General features: G+C 60.4%; 15 protein-coding genes (1 of these 15 cut by a window edge). 11 read left to right on the top strand and 4 right to left on the bottom strand.

Annotated features, from left to right (window positions below):
* The first annotated feature begins 9 nt into the window (after positions 1–9).
* The 4 genes from CHH27_RS16905 (at position 10) to proC (ending at position 4,530) form a co-directional block, all read left to right on the top strand.
* Complete coding sequence (locus CHH27_RS16905; protein WP_094072620.1) at positions 10–1,260, top strand: FAD-binding oxidoreductase; 1,251 nt, start codon at positions 10–12, stop codon at positions 1,258–1,260.
* A gap of 19 nt (positions 1,261–1,279) precedes the next feature.
* Positions 1,280–2,383 carry a cis-3-hydroxy-L-proline dehydratase gene (locus CHH27_RS16900; RefSeq protein ID WP_094072619.1) on the top strand — a complete coding sequence of 368 codons (1,104 nt, stop codon included), beginning with the start codon at positions 1,280–1,282 and terminating at the stop codon, positions 2,381–2,383.
* Between the two features lie 9 nt (positions 2,384–2,392).
* The gene (locus tag CHH27_RS16895) at positions 2,393–3,436 is read left to right on the top strand and encodes a proline racemase family protein (RefSeq protein ID WP_094072618.1); all 1,044 of its coding nucleotides are present in this window, start codon (positions 2,393–2,395) and stop codon (positions 3,434–3,436) included.
* Between the two features lie 230 nt (positions 3,437–3,666).
* Positions 3,667–4,530 (top strand): pyrroline-5-carboxylate reductase, encoded by an 864-nt coding sequence (gene proC, locus CHH27_RS16890; RefSeq protein WP_094072617.1) that lies wholly within the window; start codon positions 3,667–3,669, stop codon positions 4,528–4,530.
* A gap of 17 nt (positions 4,531–4,547) precedes the next feature.
* Here the strand turns inward: proC and CHH27_RS16885 are convergent, their stop codons facing one another.
* The 4 genes from CHH27_RS16885 to CHH27_RS16870 are packed head-to-tail and all read right to left on the bottom strand — an operon-like array spanning position 4,548 to position 10,241.
* Entirely contained in the window at positions 4,548–5,990 is a 1,443-nt protein-coding gene (locus tag CHH27_RS16885) for a mannitol dehydrogenase family protein (protein WP_094072616.1), read from the bottom strand.
* The gene (locus tag CHH27_RS16880; protein WP_094072615.1) at positions 5,990–8,383 is read right to left on the bottom strand and encodes a TIM-barrel domain-containing protein; all 2,394 of its coding nucleotides are present in this window, start codon (positions 8,381–8,383) and stop codon (positions 5,990–5,992) included. Before CHH27_RS16880 ends, CHH27_RS16885 begins: the two co-directional genes overlap by 1 nt.
* 5 nt (positions 8,384–8,388) lie before the next feature.
* Positions 8,389–9,696 carry a TRAP transporter large permease gene (locus CHH27_RS16875; protein WP_094072614.1) on the bottom strand — a complete coding sequence of 436 codons (1,308 nt, stop codon included), beginning with the start codon at positions 9,694–9,696 and terminating at the stop codon, positions 8,389–8,391.
* 17 nt (positions 9,697–9,713) lie between these two features.
* The gene (locus CHH27_RS16870; RefSeq protein WP_094072613.1) at positions 9,714–10,241 is read right to left on the bottom strand and encodes a TRAP transporter small permease; all 528 of its coding nucleotides are present in this window, start codon (positions 10,239–10,241) and stop codon (positions 9,714–9,716) included.
* 244 nt (positions 10,242–10,485) lie between these two features.
* Between CHH27_RS16870 and CHH27_RS16865 the strand changes: the two genes are divergently transcribed.
* The 7 genes from CHH27_RS16865 to CHH27_RS16835 form a co-directional block, all read left to right on the top strand.
* On the top strand, positions 10,486–11,466 hold the full coding sequence (locus CHH27_RS16865) for a TRAP transporter substrate-binding protein (protein ID WP_094072612.1): 981 nt from the start codon (positions 10,486–10,488) through the stop codon (positions 11,464–11,466).
* A gap of 45 nt (positions 11,467–11,511) precedes the next feature.
* Positions 11,512–13,332: a glycoside hydrolase family 2 protein gene (locus CHH27_RS16860; protein ID WP_094072611.1), complete on the top strand. Its 1,821-nt coding sequence runs from the start codon at positions 11,512–11,514 to the stop codon at positions 13,330–13,332.
* A complete protein-coding gene (locus CHH27_RS16855; protein ID WP_094072610.1) occupies positions 13,329–14,069 on the top strand; it encodes an FCD domain-containing protein in 741 nt (246 codons plus the stop codon). Before CHH27_RS16860 ends, CHH27_RS16855 begins: the two co-directional genes overlap by 4 nt.
* A 55-nt stretch (positions 14,070–14,124) precedes the next feature.
* Positions 14,125–15,300: a mannonate dehydratase gene (uxuA, locus tag CHH27_RS16850; protein ID WP_094072609.1), complete on the top strand. Its 1,176-nt coding sequence runs from the start codon at positions 14,125–14,127 to the stop codon at positions 15,298–15,300.
* Between the two features lie 95 nt (positions 15,301–15,395).
* The gene (locus CHH27_RS16845; protein WP_094074820.1) at positions 15,396–15,815 is read left to right on the top strand and encodes a dihydroneopterin aldolase; all 420 of its coding nucleotides are present in this window, start codon (positions 15,396–15,398) and stop codon (positions 15,813–15,815) included.
* Between the two features lie 90 nt (positions 15,816–15,905).
* Entirely contained in the window at positions 15,906–16,790 is an 885-nt protein-coding gene (locus tag CHH27_RS16840; RefSeq protein ID WP_094072608.1) for a dihydropteroate synthase, read from the top strand.
* A gap of 36 nt (positions 16,791–16,826) precedes the next feature.
* On the top strand, positions 16,827–17,580 hold the 5' portion of the coding sequence (locus CHH27_RS16835; protein WP_094074819.1) for an SDR family oxidoreductase. 2 nt of this gene lie beyond the right edge of the window; the window shows 754 of its 756 coding nt (coding positions 1–754); its start codon is at positions 16,827–16,829; the stop codon is cut by the window's right edge — 1 of its three bases falls inside, at position 17,580.

Genomic DNA, 17,580 nt, shown 5'->3' with positions numbered 1-17,580 from the left:
GATTTCTTCATGACGGACGCAGAGGTCCATGACGTCCTCGTGATCGGGGCCGGGATCATCGGGATCAGCAGCGCCCTTGCGCTTCAAAAGGCAGGCCGGAAAATCCTCGTCCTGGACCGGCCGAGCGAGACTCGCCGTGCCTCGGACATGAATGCCGGGGCCTTCGCCTTTACCGACATCGTTCCATTGGCGACCCCCGGCATCATGCGCAAGGCGCCCAAATGGTTGCTCGATCCGCTGGGGCCGCTTTCCGTGCCTCCGGCCTACGCCTTGCAGATCGCGCCCTGGATGCTGCGGTTCTGGCGGGCGAGCTGGCCGGACCGCTACCAGGCGTCTCTGTCGGCACAGGCGTACCTGATGCAAGTCTCGCAGGCCGCGCTGGACCGGCAGACCGGGGATGTTGGCGGCGCGGACCTGTTCCAGCGGGACGGGCAGATGCAGCTCTATGAGGGGGATCGAGAGTTCCGGGCCAGCCTGCCGGGATGGGATCTGCGAAAACAGCACGGCATCCGGTTTGAGTTCCTGGAGAGCCCGGACGCGATTGCTGCCGTTCAGCCCGGCCTTGACCGGCGATTTACCCATGCCGCCTATACGCCGGACTGGATCAACACATGTGATCCGGCCCGGTGGCTTGCGCACCTGACTTCCACGTTCACTGCCCGAAACGGACGGATCGGTGAGGCGGATGTGGTGGCCTTGCGACCCGGGGAAAACACCGTCTGTGTTGAAACGCGCTCTGGTTCCTACAAGGCCAAACAGGTGGTGGTCGCCGCCGGTGCGTGGTCACACAACCTGGCACATGATCTGGGAGACCGCATTCCGCTGGAGACCGAGCGTGGTTACAACACGACCTTGCCGGCCGGGGCCTTCGAGTTAAAAACCCATCTGACCTTCTCCGGGCATGGCTTTGTGGTTACCAGGATCAATGGTGGTGTCCGTGTTGGCGGTGCCGTGGAATTGGGCGGCCTCAACCTGAAGCCCAATTACAAGCGCGCCGACATTCTGCTGAACAAGGCCAAACGCTTTCTTCCGGGGCTAAAGAGTGATGGCGGGAGCCAATGGATGGGGTTCCGGCCGTCTCTGCCCGACAGCCTGCCGGTGATCGACCGGTCACCAAAAGACAGACGGATCATCTACGCCTTCGGCCATGGCCATCTTGGTCTGACCCAGTCTGCGGGAACCGCTGAACTGGTTGCGCATCTTGCCGGTGAAACACCGGCCCCCATCGACATGTCCGCCTTTTCCGCGCGGCGATTCTAACGACTTTCTGGAGGACTTCATGAAAATCTCGGCCATCAATGTCTATCAGGTCGACCTTCCGCTGAAAGAAGGCCGTTACAGCTGGTCAAACGGCAACTTCATCGAGGTGTTCGACAGCACGGTGGTCGAGGTCGAAACGGATGAGGGCCTGAAAGGCTATGCGGAGTGCTGCCCGCTGGGGTCGGCCTATCTGCCCAGTTTTGCGCTTGGCGTTCGCGCCGGCCTTCAGGAGCTGGCACCGCAGCTGATCGGTCAGGATCCACTGAATATCGGTGAGATCAACCGGGTGATGGATGCTGCGCTCAAAGGGCATCCCTATGCCAAGGCGCCGATCGACATCGCCTGCTGGGATCTGCTCGGCAAGGCCACGCTGCAGCCGGTCTATACGCTGCTCGGTGGAGCGGCCCAGGACGATGTCGTTCTCTACCGGGCGATCAGCCAGGAAGACCCGGAGGTTATGGCGAAGAAGATCGAGGGCTATGCAGCGGAGGGCTACACCAAGTTCCAGCTCAAGGTGGGCGGTGATGCCAATGACGACATCGACCGGATCCATGCCACGCGCGCTGTGCTGAAGCCGTCGGATCTTCTGGTGGCCGACGCCAATACGGGCTGGACCCGGCACGAGGCGGCCCGGGTTGTCGGCGCTGTGTCGTCGCTCGATGTCTATATCGAACAGCCTTGTCTCACCTACGAGGAGAGCGTCTCGATCCGCCGGCGCACAGGCCTGCCTTTCATTCTGGACGAAGTGATCGATGGCCCGAACATGCTGGTGCGGGGAATTGCCGAAGACGCGATGGACTGCATCAACCTGAAGATCTCCAAGGTCGGCGGGCTCACCAAGGCCAAGCTGATGCGCGATCTTTGTGTGGCCCATGGCATTCCGATGACCATCGAGGACACCTGGGGTGGGGACATCACGACGGCCGCGATTGCCCATCTGGCGCGATCCACGCCGGCGGAGTTCACGTTCTCCGCGACAGATTTCAACAGCTACGGCACGGTCGATATTGCAGAGGGCGCCCCCAAACGGGTCAACGGCCGGATGACTGCCTCGGGGCGGCCAGGTCTTGGCATCACCCCGATCTTTGACGCCCTCGGCGAACCCGTTGCCCGCTACTCCTGAGGTGATGCCATGCGCAGCAGCAAAACCATTCACGTGATCTCCTGCCACGCGGAAGGCGAGGTCGGCGATGTGATTGTCGGCGGCGTCGCACCGCCACCCGGCGAGACCGTCTGGGAACAGCGCAGCTTCATTGCCAAGGATCAGACCTTGCGCAATTTCGTGCTCAACGAGCCGCGCGGCGGCGTGTTTCGCCATGTGAACCTGCTGGTGCCGCCAAAACACCCGGAAGCGGATGCTGCCTTCATCATCATGGAGCCCGAAGATACACCGCCCATGTCCGGATCGAACTCGATCTGCGTCTCAACTGTCCTGCTTGATGGCGGCATCATTCCGATGGTCGAGCCGGTCACGGAGATGGTGCTGGAAGCGCCGGGCGGACTGGTGCGTGTCCGGGCCGAATGCCGAAACGGCAAGGCAGAACGCATTTTCGTGCAGAATGTGCCAAGCTTTGCCGGCAAGCTATCTGTGCCATTGGAAGTAGAAGGGCTCGGCACCCTGACCGTCGACACGGCCTATGGCGGCGACAGTTTTGTGGTGGTCGATGCCGCCGCGCTCGGGTTTGCCATTGCCGAGGACGAAGCCAAGGACATTGCCCGGCTTGGGGTGAAGATCACCAACGCGGCCAACGCGCAGCTCGGCTTTTCGCACCCGGACAACCCGGACTGGGATCACATTTCCTTCTGCGCTTTTTGCGGTCCCTTGTCGAAAACGGAGACAGGTTTGTCCGGAAGGTCAGCCGTCGCCATCCAACCCGGCAAGGTCGACCGGTCCCCGACAGGAACGGCCGTTTCCGCCCGGATGGCCTTGATGGCGGCAAAGGGCGAGATGAAAGTTGGCGATACGTTCGAAGCCGTATCGATCATTGGCTCCACCTTTACCGGCCGCATCGTTGCCGAGCAGCCGGTGGGTGGACGTCCGGGCATCATTCCGGAGATCTCCGGCCGGGGCTGGGTAACAGGCATTCATCAGCACATGCTCGATCCCAGCGATCCATGGCCGGACGGGTATCGGCTGAGCGACACCTGGGGGGCTTCAGAAAGTCGCCGGAAATGACTGGAAAACGAATATTTATGCCAGTCACTCGAAACTGGTCGCCAGTTGAAAGGAAAAATTAGATAGTTCTGAAAGTTCCGTATTGTCGCGGCGATGAAAAGTCAGTCTATTAATCTCTATAGTGGCAGCTTGATGCTGTGATCCATTTGAAACTTGCTTGGCAGATTCTGGTAGACGGCAAGTGCCGCCTGCGCAAATTGACGGGCGAAGCAGATAATAGATTTTGAGCGATGGCACGTGTGAGCGAACTTCTGGACCGGGGCATCGGCCTCATCGGTTGCGGTTTCATGGGGCAGGCCCTGTTGACGGCCTGGTTGGCGGATGGCCTGCCGGCAGAGTGTTTTCATGTTCGCGACCCGCGTCCGTCGAAGTGGCTGACCCGGCTAAAAGGGGTTCACGTAAATACCACTTTTCCGGAGAGACCGGCCGCGATCGTGATTGCCACCCGGGCGGCAGATGTCGACGATGTTCTGTCGGACCTGCAGAGCTTCGGCGGTGGCGACACGCTGATCCTGTCCATCGCGGCGAGCAAACCGGTCTCGTTGTTTGAAGAGAAGTTTGCCGAGGGAACGCCGGTGATCCGGGCGATGCCCAACCTGCCGGCGACGGTCGGAGCGGCGGTGACGGCATATGTCGCCAATGCGCATCTGCGCGAGGATCAAAAGGCCCTGTTTGAAAAACTGATGTCGGCGGTTGGATCGCTGGTGGAACTGCCGGCGGAGGATTTGCTTCCGATCGTAACGGCACTTTCCGGATCAGGTCCTGCTTATGTGTTCGCGATGGCGGAAGCTTTTGCTGCCGCTGGACTTGAACTCGGTCTTCCTGAAGACCTGGCCCACGAGCTGGCGATAAAAATGGTTGCCGGTGCCGGGCGCATGCTCGCCCAGCCGGATGCCGATGCCACCGGGTTCCGGGTTGCCGTAACTTCGAAGGGCGGCACGACGGAAGCGGGCATGCTGGAATTCATGGCCGACGACACAGGCATTCACGAGCTGGTCAAGCGGACCATCGAGGCGGCCGCCATCCGCTGCGGCGAACTGTCAGGCCAGCATCAGGCTCCTGTGACCCCACGTTTGCGTGTGGTGCGCGACTGAACTGCCGAGCCTTCCCGTCAGTTGATCTCAGACAGGCTGGCCAAAACGCCGTGTGCTTGCAGCAGCTCGTAGGCGGAGTGAATCGTTTCGGCAAATCCGGGCGTTTCCGGAAGATCCGCGTCGAAGACCTCGTGAAGCGACAATATTCCGTCAACGAAATCCCGTCCTTCGGATCGTGCGGCAAGCGCTGCAATCTGGTCTGCTAGCGGATCATTGAGTGGCAACGCCGTGCCGTCTTCCGTGTGGCCACGGCAATAATGCATCCAGCCGGCAATTGCGAGCGCCGTCAAAGGCCAGGACCGCCCTGCCTGAAGATGATTGCACACGGACGCCAGCAGTCTTTGCGGCAGTTTCTGGCTGCCGTCGGAGGCGATCTGGGTCGTCTTGTGGTGAAGTGCCGTGTTGGCGTAGCGCGCGATCAGCGCGTCGGCATACCGGTTGACATCGACACCAGCCGGCACCTTCAGCGTCGGGGCCTGCTCGTCCAGCATGAGCCGTCTGGCGGAGGCCTTCAGGACCGGCGAATTCATGCACTCGGCAATGGTGTCGAAACCGGCAAGGGCGCCCAGATAGGCCAGGAAGGAGTGGCTGCCATTCAGCAGCCGTAGCTTCAGCTCTTCATAAGGTGCGACATCCTCGACGAACTCTGCCCCGGCGAGATCCCAGGCCGGTTTGTCGCCCGCAAAAGCATCTTCAACGACCCATTGCCGGAAAGGTTCGCAAAGGATGCCATTGGGATCGGGATGACCGAGAGCCTCGGACAACTGGTGATGGGAGGCTTCGGTCATGGCCGGAGTGATCCGGTCGACCATGGAAGAGGGAAAGCGACAGGTTTCCGCGATCCATTTGGCAAGTACCGGATCCAGCTGCGCGGCATAGCTGGAAACGGCCTTTTGGCACAGGTGACCGTTTGACGGGAGATTGTCGCAGGAGAGGATCGTCAGGCCCGGCAATCCAGCCGCCTGGCGCAAGCGCAAGCCCTGTGCAATCAGGCCGATGGCGGTTGTCGGCGTGTCCGGCGAGCTCAGATCCTGCCGGATGCCGTCGTGATCCAGATCCAGGTCTCCGTTCTTCAGGCAGTACCCCTTTTCCGTGATCGTCAGCGTGATCACGGCAAGTTCCGGATCGGCGATCTGCGCAAGCAGCGTCGCCATGCCGTCGCGCTGTGGATGGAGCGTCTTGAGAATTGCTCCGACCTGTCGCAGGGCAAGGTCCTCGCCCGACATTTCTCCGACCGCAAAAAGCCCGGAGGCTTCGTCAAGCAAGGTCAAGTCTTTTGCTCCGGAATGAAGACGCGCTGCCACCACGCCCCAATCGGATCCCGTTTGCCTAAGCATCTCGTCGTGAAACACCAGGACATGAGCCTTGGCAAAGGCTCCAAGGCCGAGATGAAACAGGCGAGGTCTCAGCCGTGTGCGGTCATAGTCCGGTTTGGACAGGTCGGAGGCGGGTTGGTTCATCAGCTTGTTTCAGGCTTCGGGAATGGGATCTGGGTGCCGGACACATGGGCGGTGTCATTGATCTTCAGTGGGGCCGATCCTGCCTGCCAGAGCAAGATGCTGTCAAAGGCCGGTTGCCAGTTTCCGCTGCGCTGCCAATGCAGGCTGAGGCCATCGCCCTCGTTTGACAGGGTGAAGCGGGTCAGGCAATGGGCTCCACTGAGGGCATCGACCGTTTCGCCGTCGTCGTCATAACCAATGGAGGACCGGACCGGGGTTCCGGTCGGTTGCGGATAGATCCGCCAGGTTCGTTTCCGGTCAAGATTTGGTGCCGCGCGCAGATTTGGCGCTGCCATTGGCAGGACGGTGCCACCGCGCACAAACAGCGGGATCGTTTCCAGTGTAACCGGAACTTCGATCACCTGGCCACCGGCAAACCACTGACTGCCGTCGAAGGCCCACCAACCCTCGGGATTGGCGGGCAGGCAGACGCGCCTGCCCCTTGCTCCTTCTTCGACAACCGTCGCGACAAGGAGGTTCTTGCCCAGCAGGAAATCGAATTCGGCTTCGCGACAGGCCGGGTCGTCAGGATGGTCGAGAAACAACGGCCGCAGCATCGGTTCGCCTTTGGTCACGGCTTCGAACAGCAGACTGTAGAGATAGGGTATCAGCTGCGCGCGCAGTTTGAGCGCGTCGCGGACCAGCGGCGTGATCTCCGGATACATCCAGGCTTCATTCGCCGTGCCGTCATCGTTCCAGGAGTGGATGGTGAAACGCGGATGGAAAATGCCGTTCTGGACCCAGCGCAGGAACAGTTCCGGATCGGGCCGAGGACCTGCAAAACCGCCGACATCGTGGCCGATATTGTAGAACCCGGACAGGCTGAGGCCGAGACCCATCGGGATGTTCCAGCGGAGCGTCTCCCAGCTGGTGTAGTTGTCGCCGGTCCAGGTCTGTGCGTAGCGCTGGGTGCCCGGCGACGCACACCGGGAAATCAGGTAGGGGCGCTTGTGAGGTTGGTTGTCCCACTGGGCATCATAGGACGCCCGCGTCATCAGCTGGCTATGCAGCGGGCGGATCAGGTTAACCGGGACCGGATCGCCGAAGCCGGCGCAGACTGCTTCGTCATCCCAGACTTCATATTCATTGTTGTCGTTCCAGGTGCTCGCAATGCCCTTGGCAAAAAGCTGGTCCTTGAGGTTCCTCTGCCACCAGGCGACCGTGTCGGGATTGGTGAAATCGAGATGTGATCCGTAGCCGTCCCAGAACGGCGATTTTTCCGGTGCGCCTGTTTCGCTGTCGCGAATGAAAAGGCCTTTTGCTTCGGCTTCATCGCGCAGGGGATGGTCGTCAAGAAGAACAGGTTTGATATTCGCGATCAGGTGAATGCAGGCTTGCTGGTAGGCCTCGCTCATCGCTTCAACATCCGGGAACCGGTCGGTGTTCCAGTGAAACACGTAGCGTTTGCCCTTGATGGCCGTGTAGCCGGACGACATCTGAAAACTGTCGCAAGGCATGTCTTCATCAGACAGCTTGCTGATGAATTCCATCAGCCGCTCCTGGGCGTTTTCCGAATCCGTATAGGCCATCGTCGAGCCGGAATAGCCGAAACCCCAGCGGGGCATGAAGGCTGTACCGCCGGTGAGCCAGTGCTGGCGCCTGGTGATGTCCAGGATGGTCGGCGCCCAGCTGAAATAATAGTCGAGATCCCCGTCATCGGCCCGAAAGGCGCGGAAGGGTGGATGGTAATTGTCCTTTTCGTTGTCGAGATCGAACCAGCAAGGCGCCATCGTGTCATAGTAGATCCCGAAGGCGCCGAGGTCGCCGCGATCTGTGATCGTGAAGGGGACATGCTTGTAGAGCGGGTCGGTCGTTCGGGCGTCGTAACCCATGGCGTCGAGATTGCGCATTTCGTACCGGCGGCCGGATCGCTCCAGCCGGCCGGTTTTTTCACCAAGACCATAGAACCGCTCGTCCGGATGCCGGCGCATGAAATGATGCTTGCGGTGGTCCCGCCGACCGATCATGTAGGCATCTTGCGGACGGTCCCTGGCGACCTCGCGGAACGGGGCGTCAGCATTCGACCGTGCTTCCCAGACAAGCGCCAGCGGCGTTTCCACCGTCAGGCGCAGCGTCTCGGTTTCCAGAACGATCTGCCTTTCGGCCTCGTTGAGGCGAAAGTCCGGGCAGGTGAAGCCGCTGACATCGTCCCGTGGACGCCCCTCCCAGGGCACGTCACCGGCCGGTGCGATTGCCCAGGTCCGGTTCAGCCGATAATCGCCGTTCTTCAATAGGCAGACCCGGATCAGGTCATGCTCCAGAACCTTGACCACCAGCCGGTGCCGGCCTTCGACTTCAAGCGCAAAACCGCTGCCGGAGCGGCTTGCGAAACGCCAGCTGCGCAGAGCCTTCATCTGGATCAGCCCCCATAGCCGAGCAGCAGGCGCGGCAGGAACAGGCTGAGTTCTGGGATGAAGGTCACCACCATCAGCAGGGCGACCAGCACACCGTAGAAGCCGAACATCGGCCGCAACACTTCACCGATTTTCACCCCGCCGACCGAACAGCCGACAAAGAGGGCCGACCCGACGGGCGGCGTGCAGATGCCGATGCACAGATTGAAGGTCATGACGACGCCAAAGTGGACGGGGTCCATGCCGAGATCTTCAACGACAGGCAGAAAGATCGGGGTGAAGATCAAGAGGGCAGGTGTCATGTCCATGAAGGTGCCGACAACCAGCAGGGCCAGGTTGATGATCAGCAGCAACACGATCGGGTTTTCAGACAGACCCAGCAGGATATCGGAAATGGAATAGGGGATGTCGGCAAAGGCCATCGCTTTCGACATGGCAATCGAACAGCCGATCATCAGCAACACGATCGAGGTGGTGACGGCGCTTTCCAGGATGATGCCGGGCAGATCCCGGATGGTGACTTCGCGGTAGACGACCAGTGCCAGGAACAGCGTGTAGAGGACAGCAACGGCCGAGGCCTCGGTCGCGGTGAAGACGCCGAAGATGATGCCGCCCATGACGATAACGATGAGGCCGAGCGGCAGCATCGCTGCCAGGGTCTTGTCGACGACTTCCCTTGTTGTTGCCCGGTCGGCGACCGGATAGCCGCGGCGCTTGGCAATGATCCCGGCGACGACCATCAGGCTCAGCCCCATCAGGATGCCGGGAATGTATCCGGCGACAAAGAGGGCCGCGACCGAGGTGCCGTTGGTGATCAGCGAATAGACGATGAATGTGGCGCTGGGCGGGATCAGCAATCCGGTCGGACAGGAGGCAATGTTGACCGCGGCGCTGAAGGCCGGGCTATAGCCTTCCTTTTTCTGCAAGGGGGCCATCACCCCGCCAACGGCGGCTGCCGAGGCGACGGCGGAGCCGGAAATCGAGCCGAACATCATGTTGGCCAGCACGTTGCAGTGGGCGAGTGCACCGGGCAAGCGTCCGCCCAGTACCTTGGCAAACTCGATCAGGCGCATGGCGATGCCGCCCCGGTTCATGATGTTGCCGGCCAGGATGAAAAACGGAATGGCCAGCAGCGTGAAGCTGTCGAGACCGGAAGCCACCTGCTGGGCGACGATATAGACCGACTGGTCGAAAGACATGAACAGAAGGAAGGTGGCAAAGGCTGCCAGGCCGATGGCATAGGCAATCGGCACACCGAGGATCATGAGCAACGCGAAGGTCCCGAACAGGACCGCAACAGATTGAATATCCATGAAAGGTCTTGTCCTTGTCAGTCCAGCGGGCCGCCGGCCTTGGGAGCCGCCGTCTGTTGTTCATTGGGGCCGCGGCCTTCGCGCAGCAGGTCGATCAGGAAGGTCAGGCAGTAATAGAGCATGCAGGTGCCGGAAAACGGGATGGCGATGTAGATCAGTCCCATGGGCAGGCGCAGGGCCGGTGAGACCTGACCCGTCTCGAGCGTGCGGCCGACAAGGTCGATGCCGCCATAGATCAGCACCACGCCGGCGAAAAAGGCGATAGCACCGATGATGGCCACGTTGACCAGCAGACGGGTGGTGCCTGTCGTAATCACGGGAAGAAGATCGATTGCCAGGTGGCGGCGCTGGCCAAGTGTGTAGGCTCCTCCCAGGAGCGCCACCCAGATGAACAGGAAACGCGCCATCTCGTCGGTGACGGTGCTGGGGCTTTGCAGCACGTAGCGCGAAAACACCTGCCAGACGACACAGGCGACCAGAACCGAAAAGGCGATGGTGATGACGAAGCGCAGGATCAGATCCACGCTCCTGGTGATAAGTGTCACGATATACCTCCCGCGCCGGCGGATGTGCCCTGCATGGAAGGGCGGTGAGTCAGGATCCGGCAGGGTTAGACATGCGTCAGGAATGAAAATTGGTCAACCAATTTTGTAAAAAAGGTTGACTGATTTTGAAAATTGGACGAACAATTCGCCATCCGCAGCGGAGACCAGCTGCGCGTGACGCGTTCGACCGGTGGTTCGGGAGGGGCGCAAATCCTGCGGCCAAGGCCGCGATTGGGAGGAAATCATGTCTAATTTCGTGAAGCTCGCAGCCGTGTTGGCTGCAGGCGTGGTGGCGCTGGGCTCTGCTGCCAATGCCAAGACCCTGCGTCTCAATCACAACAACCCGGAAGACCATCCGCTGCACAAGTCCATGGAATTCATGGCGGACCGCGTGGAAGAACTGACCAACGGCGATCTGAAGATCCGGATCTATGCGAATGCCCAGCTCGGCACCCAGCGCGAGTCCATGGAGCTGATGCAGAACGGTGCCCTCGACATGGCCCGCTCCAACGCTTCGGAGCTGGAGGCTTTTGAAGAGTCCTACGGTGCCCTGAACCTGCCTTACATCTTTGTCAGCGCTGACCACTATTACGATGTTCTCAGCGGTGACATCGGTGCCGACATCCTCGCAGCTTCCGAAGACAAGGGTTTCATCGGTGTTGCCTATTACATTGAGGGCGCGCGCTCCTTCTACGCCAACAAGCCGATCCATTCGCCGGCGGATCTCAAAGGCATGAAGATCCGTGTGCAGCCGAGCCCGTCGGCCATCCGCATGGTCGAACTGCTCGGTGCCAACCCGACCCCGATCGCCTGGGGTGAACTCTACAGTGCTTTGCAGCAAGGCGTGGTCGACGGTGCGGAAAACAACCCGATGGCCCTGACCTCCGCCCGTCATGGTGAAGTTTCCAAGTTCTATTCCGATGACGGCCACACCATGATCCCGTCTGTCGTGATGATCTCCACCAAGACCTGGGGCGAGCTGTCCGACGCCGAGAAGGAAGCCATCCGGACCGCCGCAAGCGAATCCATGGATTTCCACCGCGAGCAGTGGGACGCCATGAGTGCGGCCGCCGTCGAGACCGCAAAGTCCGAACTCGGCGTGGAATTCATCGACGTGGAAAAAGGCCCGTTCATCGAGGCCGTGCTGCCGATGCATGAAGAAGCTGCACAGAAGTCACCGGTTGTCGCCGACCTGATCAAGCGTATCAAGGCGGCTGCCGAATAAGCGGCTTTCAAACAGCAGTCAGTCCGATCCGGAGACCTTCATAAGATGCTCGAACGTTCCCATCTCGCCGACAACGCCCTGCAGGCGCTGCATGACGAGGACTATGACGTGCCTTTCAACACGCAGTCCCTCAATCATGACGGTCTTGTCTTCATGGGCGGGCGCAGCGTGACGGGCCTGGACGGCGACTGGACTTTCTGCGTTGACCTTCTCGACACCGGCCTCCGGCAGAAATGGTTCGCCATGCTGCCGGAGGCTCCGGAAGACCGGGCGGAGCCCTGGGATTACGACCCCTATATGGGTGAAACCGTGCCGGTTCCGTCCAACTGGGCGATGCTGAAGGAGAAATGGTATTTCTTCGAAGGCAGCGCCTGGTACACGCGGCCGCTGGACCTTGACGATGTCGACGAGACGAAGCGCCAGTTCCTGCGTTTCGGGGCCGCTGCCTATGACTGCAAGATCTTTCTGAATGGCGAATTCATCGGCAACCACTACGGGGCTTCGACCCCTTTCTGTGTCGAGCTGACCGGCAAGCTGAAAAATGGCCGGAACTGGATCATGGCCTGTGTCAACAACACACGGACCCGCGACCGGGTGCCGATGCGTAATACGGACTGGTTCAACTATGGTGGGCTTTATCGGGAGGCTTCCTACTTCGAAACGCCGAAGAGCCTGATCAGGGATTTCTTCTTGTATCTCGTGCCGGACGGAACCTATTCGTCTTTGCGGGCCGAGGTAACGGTTGACGGCGCGAGATCAGGTTCCGCCATCGTGTCGATCCCTGAACTTGGTGTGGACGCCGAGATTGTCCTGGATACAGAAGGTCGCGGAACGGCTGATATCAGCGCCCGCCCGGACCTCTGGAGCCCGGAGACGCCGGTGCTTTATGATGTTTCTGTTTCCTGCGGTGAGGACGGGATCACCGACCGGGTCGGTTTCCGGCAGATTGAACGGCGCGGCACGGAGATCCTGTTGAACGGGGTGCCGCTGTTCCTGCGTGGCATTTCCGTTCACGAGGATGACGCAGTCCTTGGCAAGGTGACGAGTGAAGCGGATCTGCGCCGGCGGTTTGAACATGCAAGCGAGCTCGGCTGCAACTACCTGCGTCTTGCCCATTATCCGCACCATGAACGCGCGGCCGAAATCGCCGATGAGCTCGGTTTCCTGCTCTGGGAGGAAATCCCGGTCTATTGGGCAATCGATTTTGAAAATCCAGCGACCTATCGCGATGCTGACAATCAGCTGAAGGAGCTGATCAAGCGGGACCGGAACAGGGCAAGCGTGATCATCTGGTCTGTCGGCAATGAAAATCCGGATACGGATGCACGGCTCACATTCATGAAAGGTCTTGCCGAGACCTGCAAGGCGCTCGATCCGAGCCGGCTGACGTCGGCGGCCTGCCTTGTCAATCACGCGCAGAACCGGATCGAGGACCGGCTGGCTGCCCATATCGATATCATCGGCCTCAATGAATATTTCGGCTGGTACGAAGAAAATTTCGAGGACCTGGCGGCCATCGGCGAAAACTCCAACCCTGACCGTCCGGTGGTGATTTCGGAGACGGGAGCCGATGGGGTGATCGGGGAGAAAGGCCCTGAGCGGGGGCTTTTCAGCGAGGCCTACATGGCTGAGGTCTATGTCAGACAGATCGCGACCCTGCGCGCGCTCGGTTACATCAAGGGCATGTCGCCGTGGATACTTTATGATTTCCGTGTTGAGAGGCGCCAAAACATCTTTCAGAACGGCTACAATCACAAGGGGCTGATTGCGGCCGACAAGAAAACCAAGAAAAAGGCATTCCACATTCTGGCTGATTATTATCGGGAGATCGCAGCCAGGGATGTGGAGGCAAGGAAGGCTTCATGACGAATGACGCCCAAAAACGCCGCTACCAGGAAATCGCCGAGCTGCTGGCCCGGCGCATTGCGGATGAAGGCTACAAACCCGGAGACAAGTTTCCGACGGAGCGGCAGATTTCGCTCGAACTCGGCATCAGCCGCTCGCTCGTGCGCGAAGCCTTTATCATGCTGGAGATCGAAGGCTATCTCGACGTGCGCAAGGGGTCCGGCAGTTATGTCGCCTCAGGCGAGAAGATTTCACTGAATGTGCAAAAAGGCGACTTCGGTCCCTTCGAGCTGCTGCAGGCGCGCCAGCTCCTGGAAAGCAGCATTGCCGGTTTTGCCGCCACAACCATCACCAAGAATGACATCGTCCAGTTGCGCGAGACCCTGGAACTGGAACGCAAGGCCATCGAGAAGGGCGAAGAGGACTATGCCGCCGACCGGCAGTTTCATCTTCTGATCGCCGAAGCCACCCAGAACAGCGTGCTGGTCGCCCAGGTGGAGGATCTCTGGTCGAAGCGGGAAAACAGCTCCATGTGGGCCCGTCTGCATGACCGAATCTTCGATCTCAGCTACCGGGCGAAATGGCTTGATGACCACGCCGAGATCCTGGAGGCCTTGCGGCATCGCAATTCCGAGAAGGCCCGGCTGGCCATGTGGCAGCACCTTGAAAATGTCCGCCTGACGCTGCTGGAACTTTCGGATGTTGGCGACCCCGACTTCGACGGATATCTCTACACCCCTGCCAGGGCAGCGCCCTGAACTCTTGCCCCATCGACCTAAACCACTCGCGCGATAACAAGAAAGACCGGATGCGATGATTGAAAGCTGGCGCTGGTTCGGACCTCAGGACCCCATTTCCCTGAAAGACATCCGCCAGACAGGCGCCCGCGGGATCGTAACCGCGTTGCACGAGATTCCGAACGGCACCTTCTGGCCGGAAGAAGAGATCGCGGCACGGCGCCAGTTGATAGAAGACGCGGGTTTGCAATGGCTGGTCACCGAAAGCATTCCCGTGCACGAGGACATCAAGACCGGCGCACCGGGCTGGGAGCAGTGGGCGCGGAACTGGGCGGAAACGGCGAAGGCACTGGCACGGCAGGGCATCACCACGATCTGCTACAATTTCATGCCGGTTCTCGACTGGACCCGCACGGATCTTGATTATGAACTTGCTGACGGGGCAACTGCGCTCCGGTTCGAGTTCACGGCCTATGCGGCCTTCGACCTGTTCATCCTGCAGCGCGAGGGCGCCGAGGCCGACTATTCGGCTGAGGATATTGCGGCGGCCGAAGCCCGGTTCGCCGGGATGTCCGAAGAGGCGCACGACCGATTGACGGCAAACATCATTGCAGGTCTGCCGGGCTCGGAAGAAAGCTACAGTCTGGACGGCTTCCGCGAGCGTCTTGCCGCCTACAGGGACATTGGCCGGGAGGAACTGTTCCAGAACCTTCAGAATTTTCTTCAGGTTGTGGTGCCGGAGATCGAGGCGGCAGGCGCAAGGCTGGCCTTGCACCCGGATGATCCGCCGCGATCCCTTTTCGGTCTGCCGCGGATTGCCGGGACGCAGGCCGACCTGGAACGTATCGCGGGCTTGTCTTCTTCGAACGCGCATGGCTTCACGCTCTGCGCGGGTTCTCTTGGGGTGCATGCGGAAAACGATCTGCCGGCGATTGTCGAAGCGCTTGGCGAGCGCCTTCACTTCGTGCACCTGCGCGCCACCAGGCGCGAGGCCGATCCGCGGAGTTTCCATGAAGATGCCCATCTGGAGGGCGATATCGACATGGTCGCCATTATCCGGGCCTTGCGGCGCCTGGAACGCGGCAATGGCAACCATCTGCCGATGCGTCCGGATCACGGTCACCGCATTTTGAACGATCTGACGGGAACCTCCACGCCGGGCTATCCTGCCATTGGACGGTTGCGCGGGCTCGCGGAACTGCGCGGTGTGACCCGCGCGGTTGATGCTTTCGAGGGTAGGACTGCAGGCTAGGTTGCTGGTGCCGCTGGGGGGCGTCTTGCTTGACGGCACCGCCGTTGAAGTTACATGACTGCGGGCACACGTTGTTCCAGCCTGCCGGATCCCGCATGACTTCATCTTCGCTGACCGAACGCCCCGACACGACAGGGGGCACCCTATTGGAGAAGGGGCGGGACACGATCCTGATCGAAGGACTGCTGCTACCGACGGAAATCGGTGTACTCGATAGCGAAAAGGGGCGCCGTCAGGCGGTGCGCTTCGATGTCGAGATCGTCACGGTGCCGGACTACCGCAGGATCGTCCGTGAGACCGGGCAGTATGTGTCCTATGCGGATACGGTCGCGTTCATTCAGGGTAAGGCGGCGACCGGCGGCCATGTCGAGCTGGTGGAAGAATGGGCCGAAGCCGTGGCTGAGTTTGCACTCGGCAATCCGCTCGCCGACGAGGTGTCGGTTAAGGTGACAAAGCCGGACATCTTTGAAGATGCCAGCGGAGTTGGCATCCGTATCACCCGAAGGCGCGGTTGATCGCCGGCTTGCCGGGGTGTCCGTGCCGCCTATTTCACTGCTGACGTCTTCCTCAATTGTTCCCCTTCCTTTTTCCGGAGCCTTTTCAAGATGATTTCCGCCGACCGCCTTTTGCCCTTGTGGCTCAAGTACCGCGATGCGCTCGAAAGCCCGATCCGCACTTTCTCCTTCGAAAAATTCAACAAGACCTTCGAGGATAAAACCTACCAGATGGGGGTTCTGAACCTCTCTCCGGACAGCACCTATCGCGAAACGGTCTGCCACACATTCGAGGCCGCGCTTTATCGCGGGCGGCGCATGACCCTGGAAGGGGCGGCAATGGTCGATATCGGGGCCGAGTCGACCGGAGAGACGGCGGATCTTGTTGCAGCCGAACGGCAGATTGACCGTATGCGGCCTGTGGTGAAGGCGCTGGCAGAGGAAAACATCCTTTGCTCGGTGGAAACCTATCATCCGGAAGTGGGTGTTGCTCTGCTTGAGGCCGGCGCCGGTGTTGTCAATCTGACCGGCCGTGTCGATGACACGGCTTTCTATGAAGCGATTGCCGCGCACAAGGCCGGCATCGTCCTGTGTTACACGCCCGGTGAAAATGCCCGGTCCGCCGATTACCTGCCACCGGCGGAAGATATCTTCGATCACCAGCTGACCTTCTTCAAGGAGCGTATCCGAATGGCGACGGAGGCAGGTATCGAACGGCTCTGGGTCGATCCGGGGTTCGGGTTTGCCCTGCATTTGCCGGATGGGCCGGACCGGATCCGCTATCAGACCGACAGCATCCTGCAGTCCTTCCGCCTGCGGGAGCTGGGCTGGCCCGTTACCGTGCAGCTGACCGGTGCAGTCTATCTTTTCCGGGACGAGGTTCGGGTCGCCCAGACCAGTGCAGCCACCATCGCGGTCATGTCCAAAGCCAACCTGGTGCGCAGTCATGAAGTGCCGCGGGTGCAGCCGGTCTTGAACCTGCAGGAATTTGCCTGAAGACTGTCAGCAGCCGGACTTGTGGGAGGAAAAAAGATGGCGGAGCAAAAGATTGCGCTGGTGACAGGGGCGGGGAAGCGGCTCGGAAAAGCCATCGCCAAAGGTCTGGCGGACAAGGGCTATGCCATGGGGCTGCACTTCAATTCATCTGTGGGGGGCGCACAGGACCTTCACGATGAAATCGTGGCAGCCGGAGGCAAGGCGAAGCTCCTGCAGAAGGACTTGAGCAAACCGGAAACCGCGGGTGAGCTGATTGAGGAGACCGCGACAGCTCTCGGCGGGCCGGTTTCTGTCCTGGTGAATTCAGCCTCGGCGTTCAACACAGACAGTCTGGGCGATCTGACCCTCGAGACCTGGCAGTTCCTGATGAATGTGAACGCAGCTGCGCCTGTCTTCCTGATGCAGGCCTTTGCCAGGCAGGACCCGATGCCGGAGGGCGGCGCCATCATCAACATGCTCGACACGCAGATGCTCTCGGCCGCGCCGGAACGGTTCAGCTATTTTTGCGGCAAGTTTGCCCTGGACGGGGCGACGCGTCTGGCGGCCTACGATCTTGGCAAGGCGGGGGTCCGGGTCAACGCGATTGCGCCGGGCCTGATCCTGCCGAGCGACCAGACCCAGGAAAATTTCGACAGTCGTCAGAAGCTGACGCCGCTTGGGCCGGGGCTCGGCCCGCAGGATGTTGTCGATACGGTGATTTACCTTGTCGAGGCGAAACAGGTTACGGGCCACACGGTCGTGGTGGATGCCGGTCAGAGGCTCATGGGCTTCGGAAACGCGCCGATCGGCT

The sequence above is a fragment of the Labrenzia sp. VG12 genome, from assembly GCF_002237595.1.
Lineage (GTDB): Bacteria > Pseudomonadota > Alphaproteobacteria > Rhizobiales > Stappiaceae > Roseibium.
Note: the sequence above shows the minus strand (reverse complement) of the source record. Positions and strands in the feature narration are given on the sequence as shown.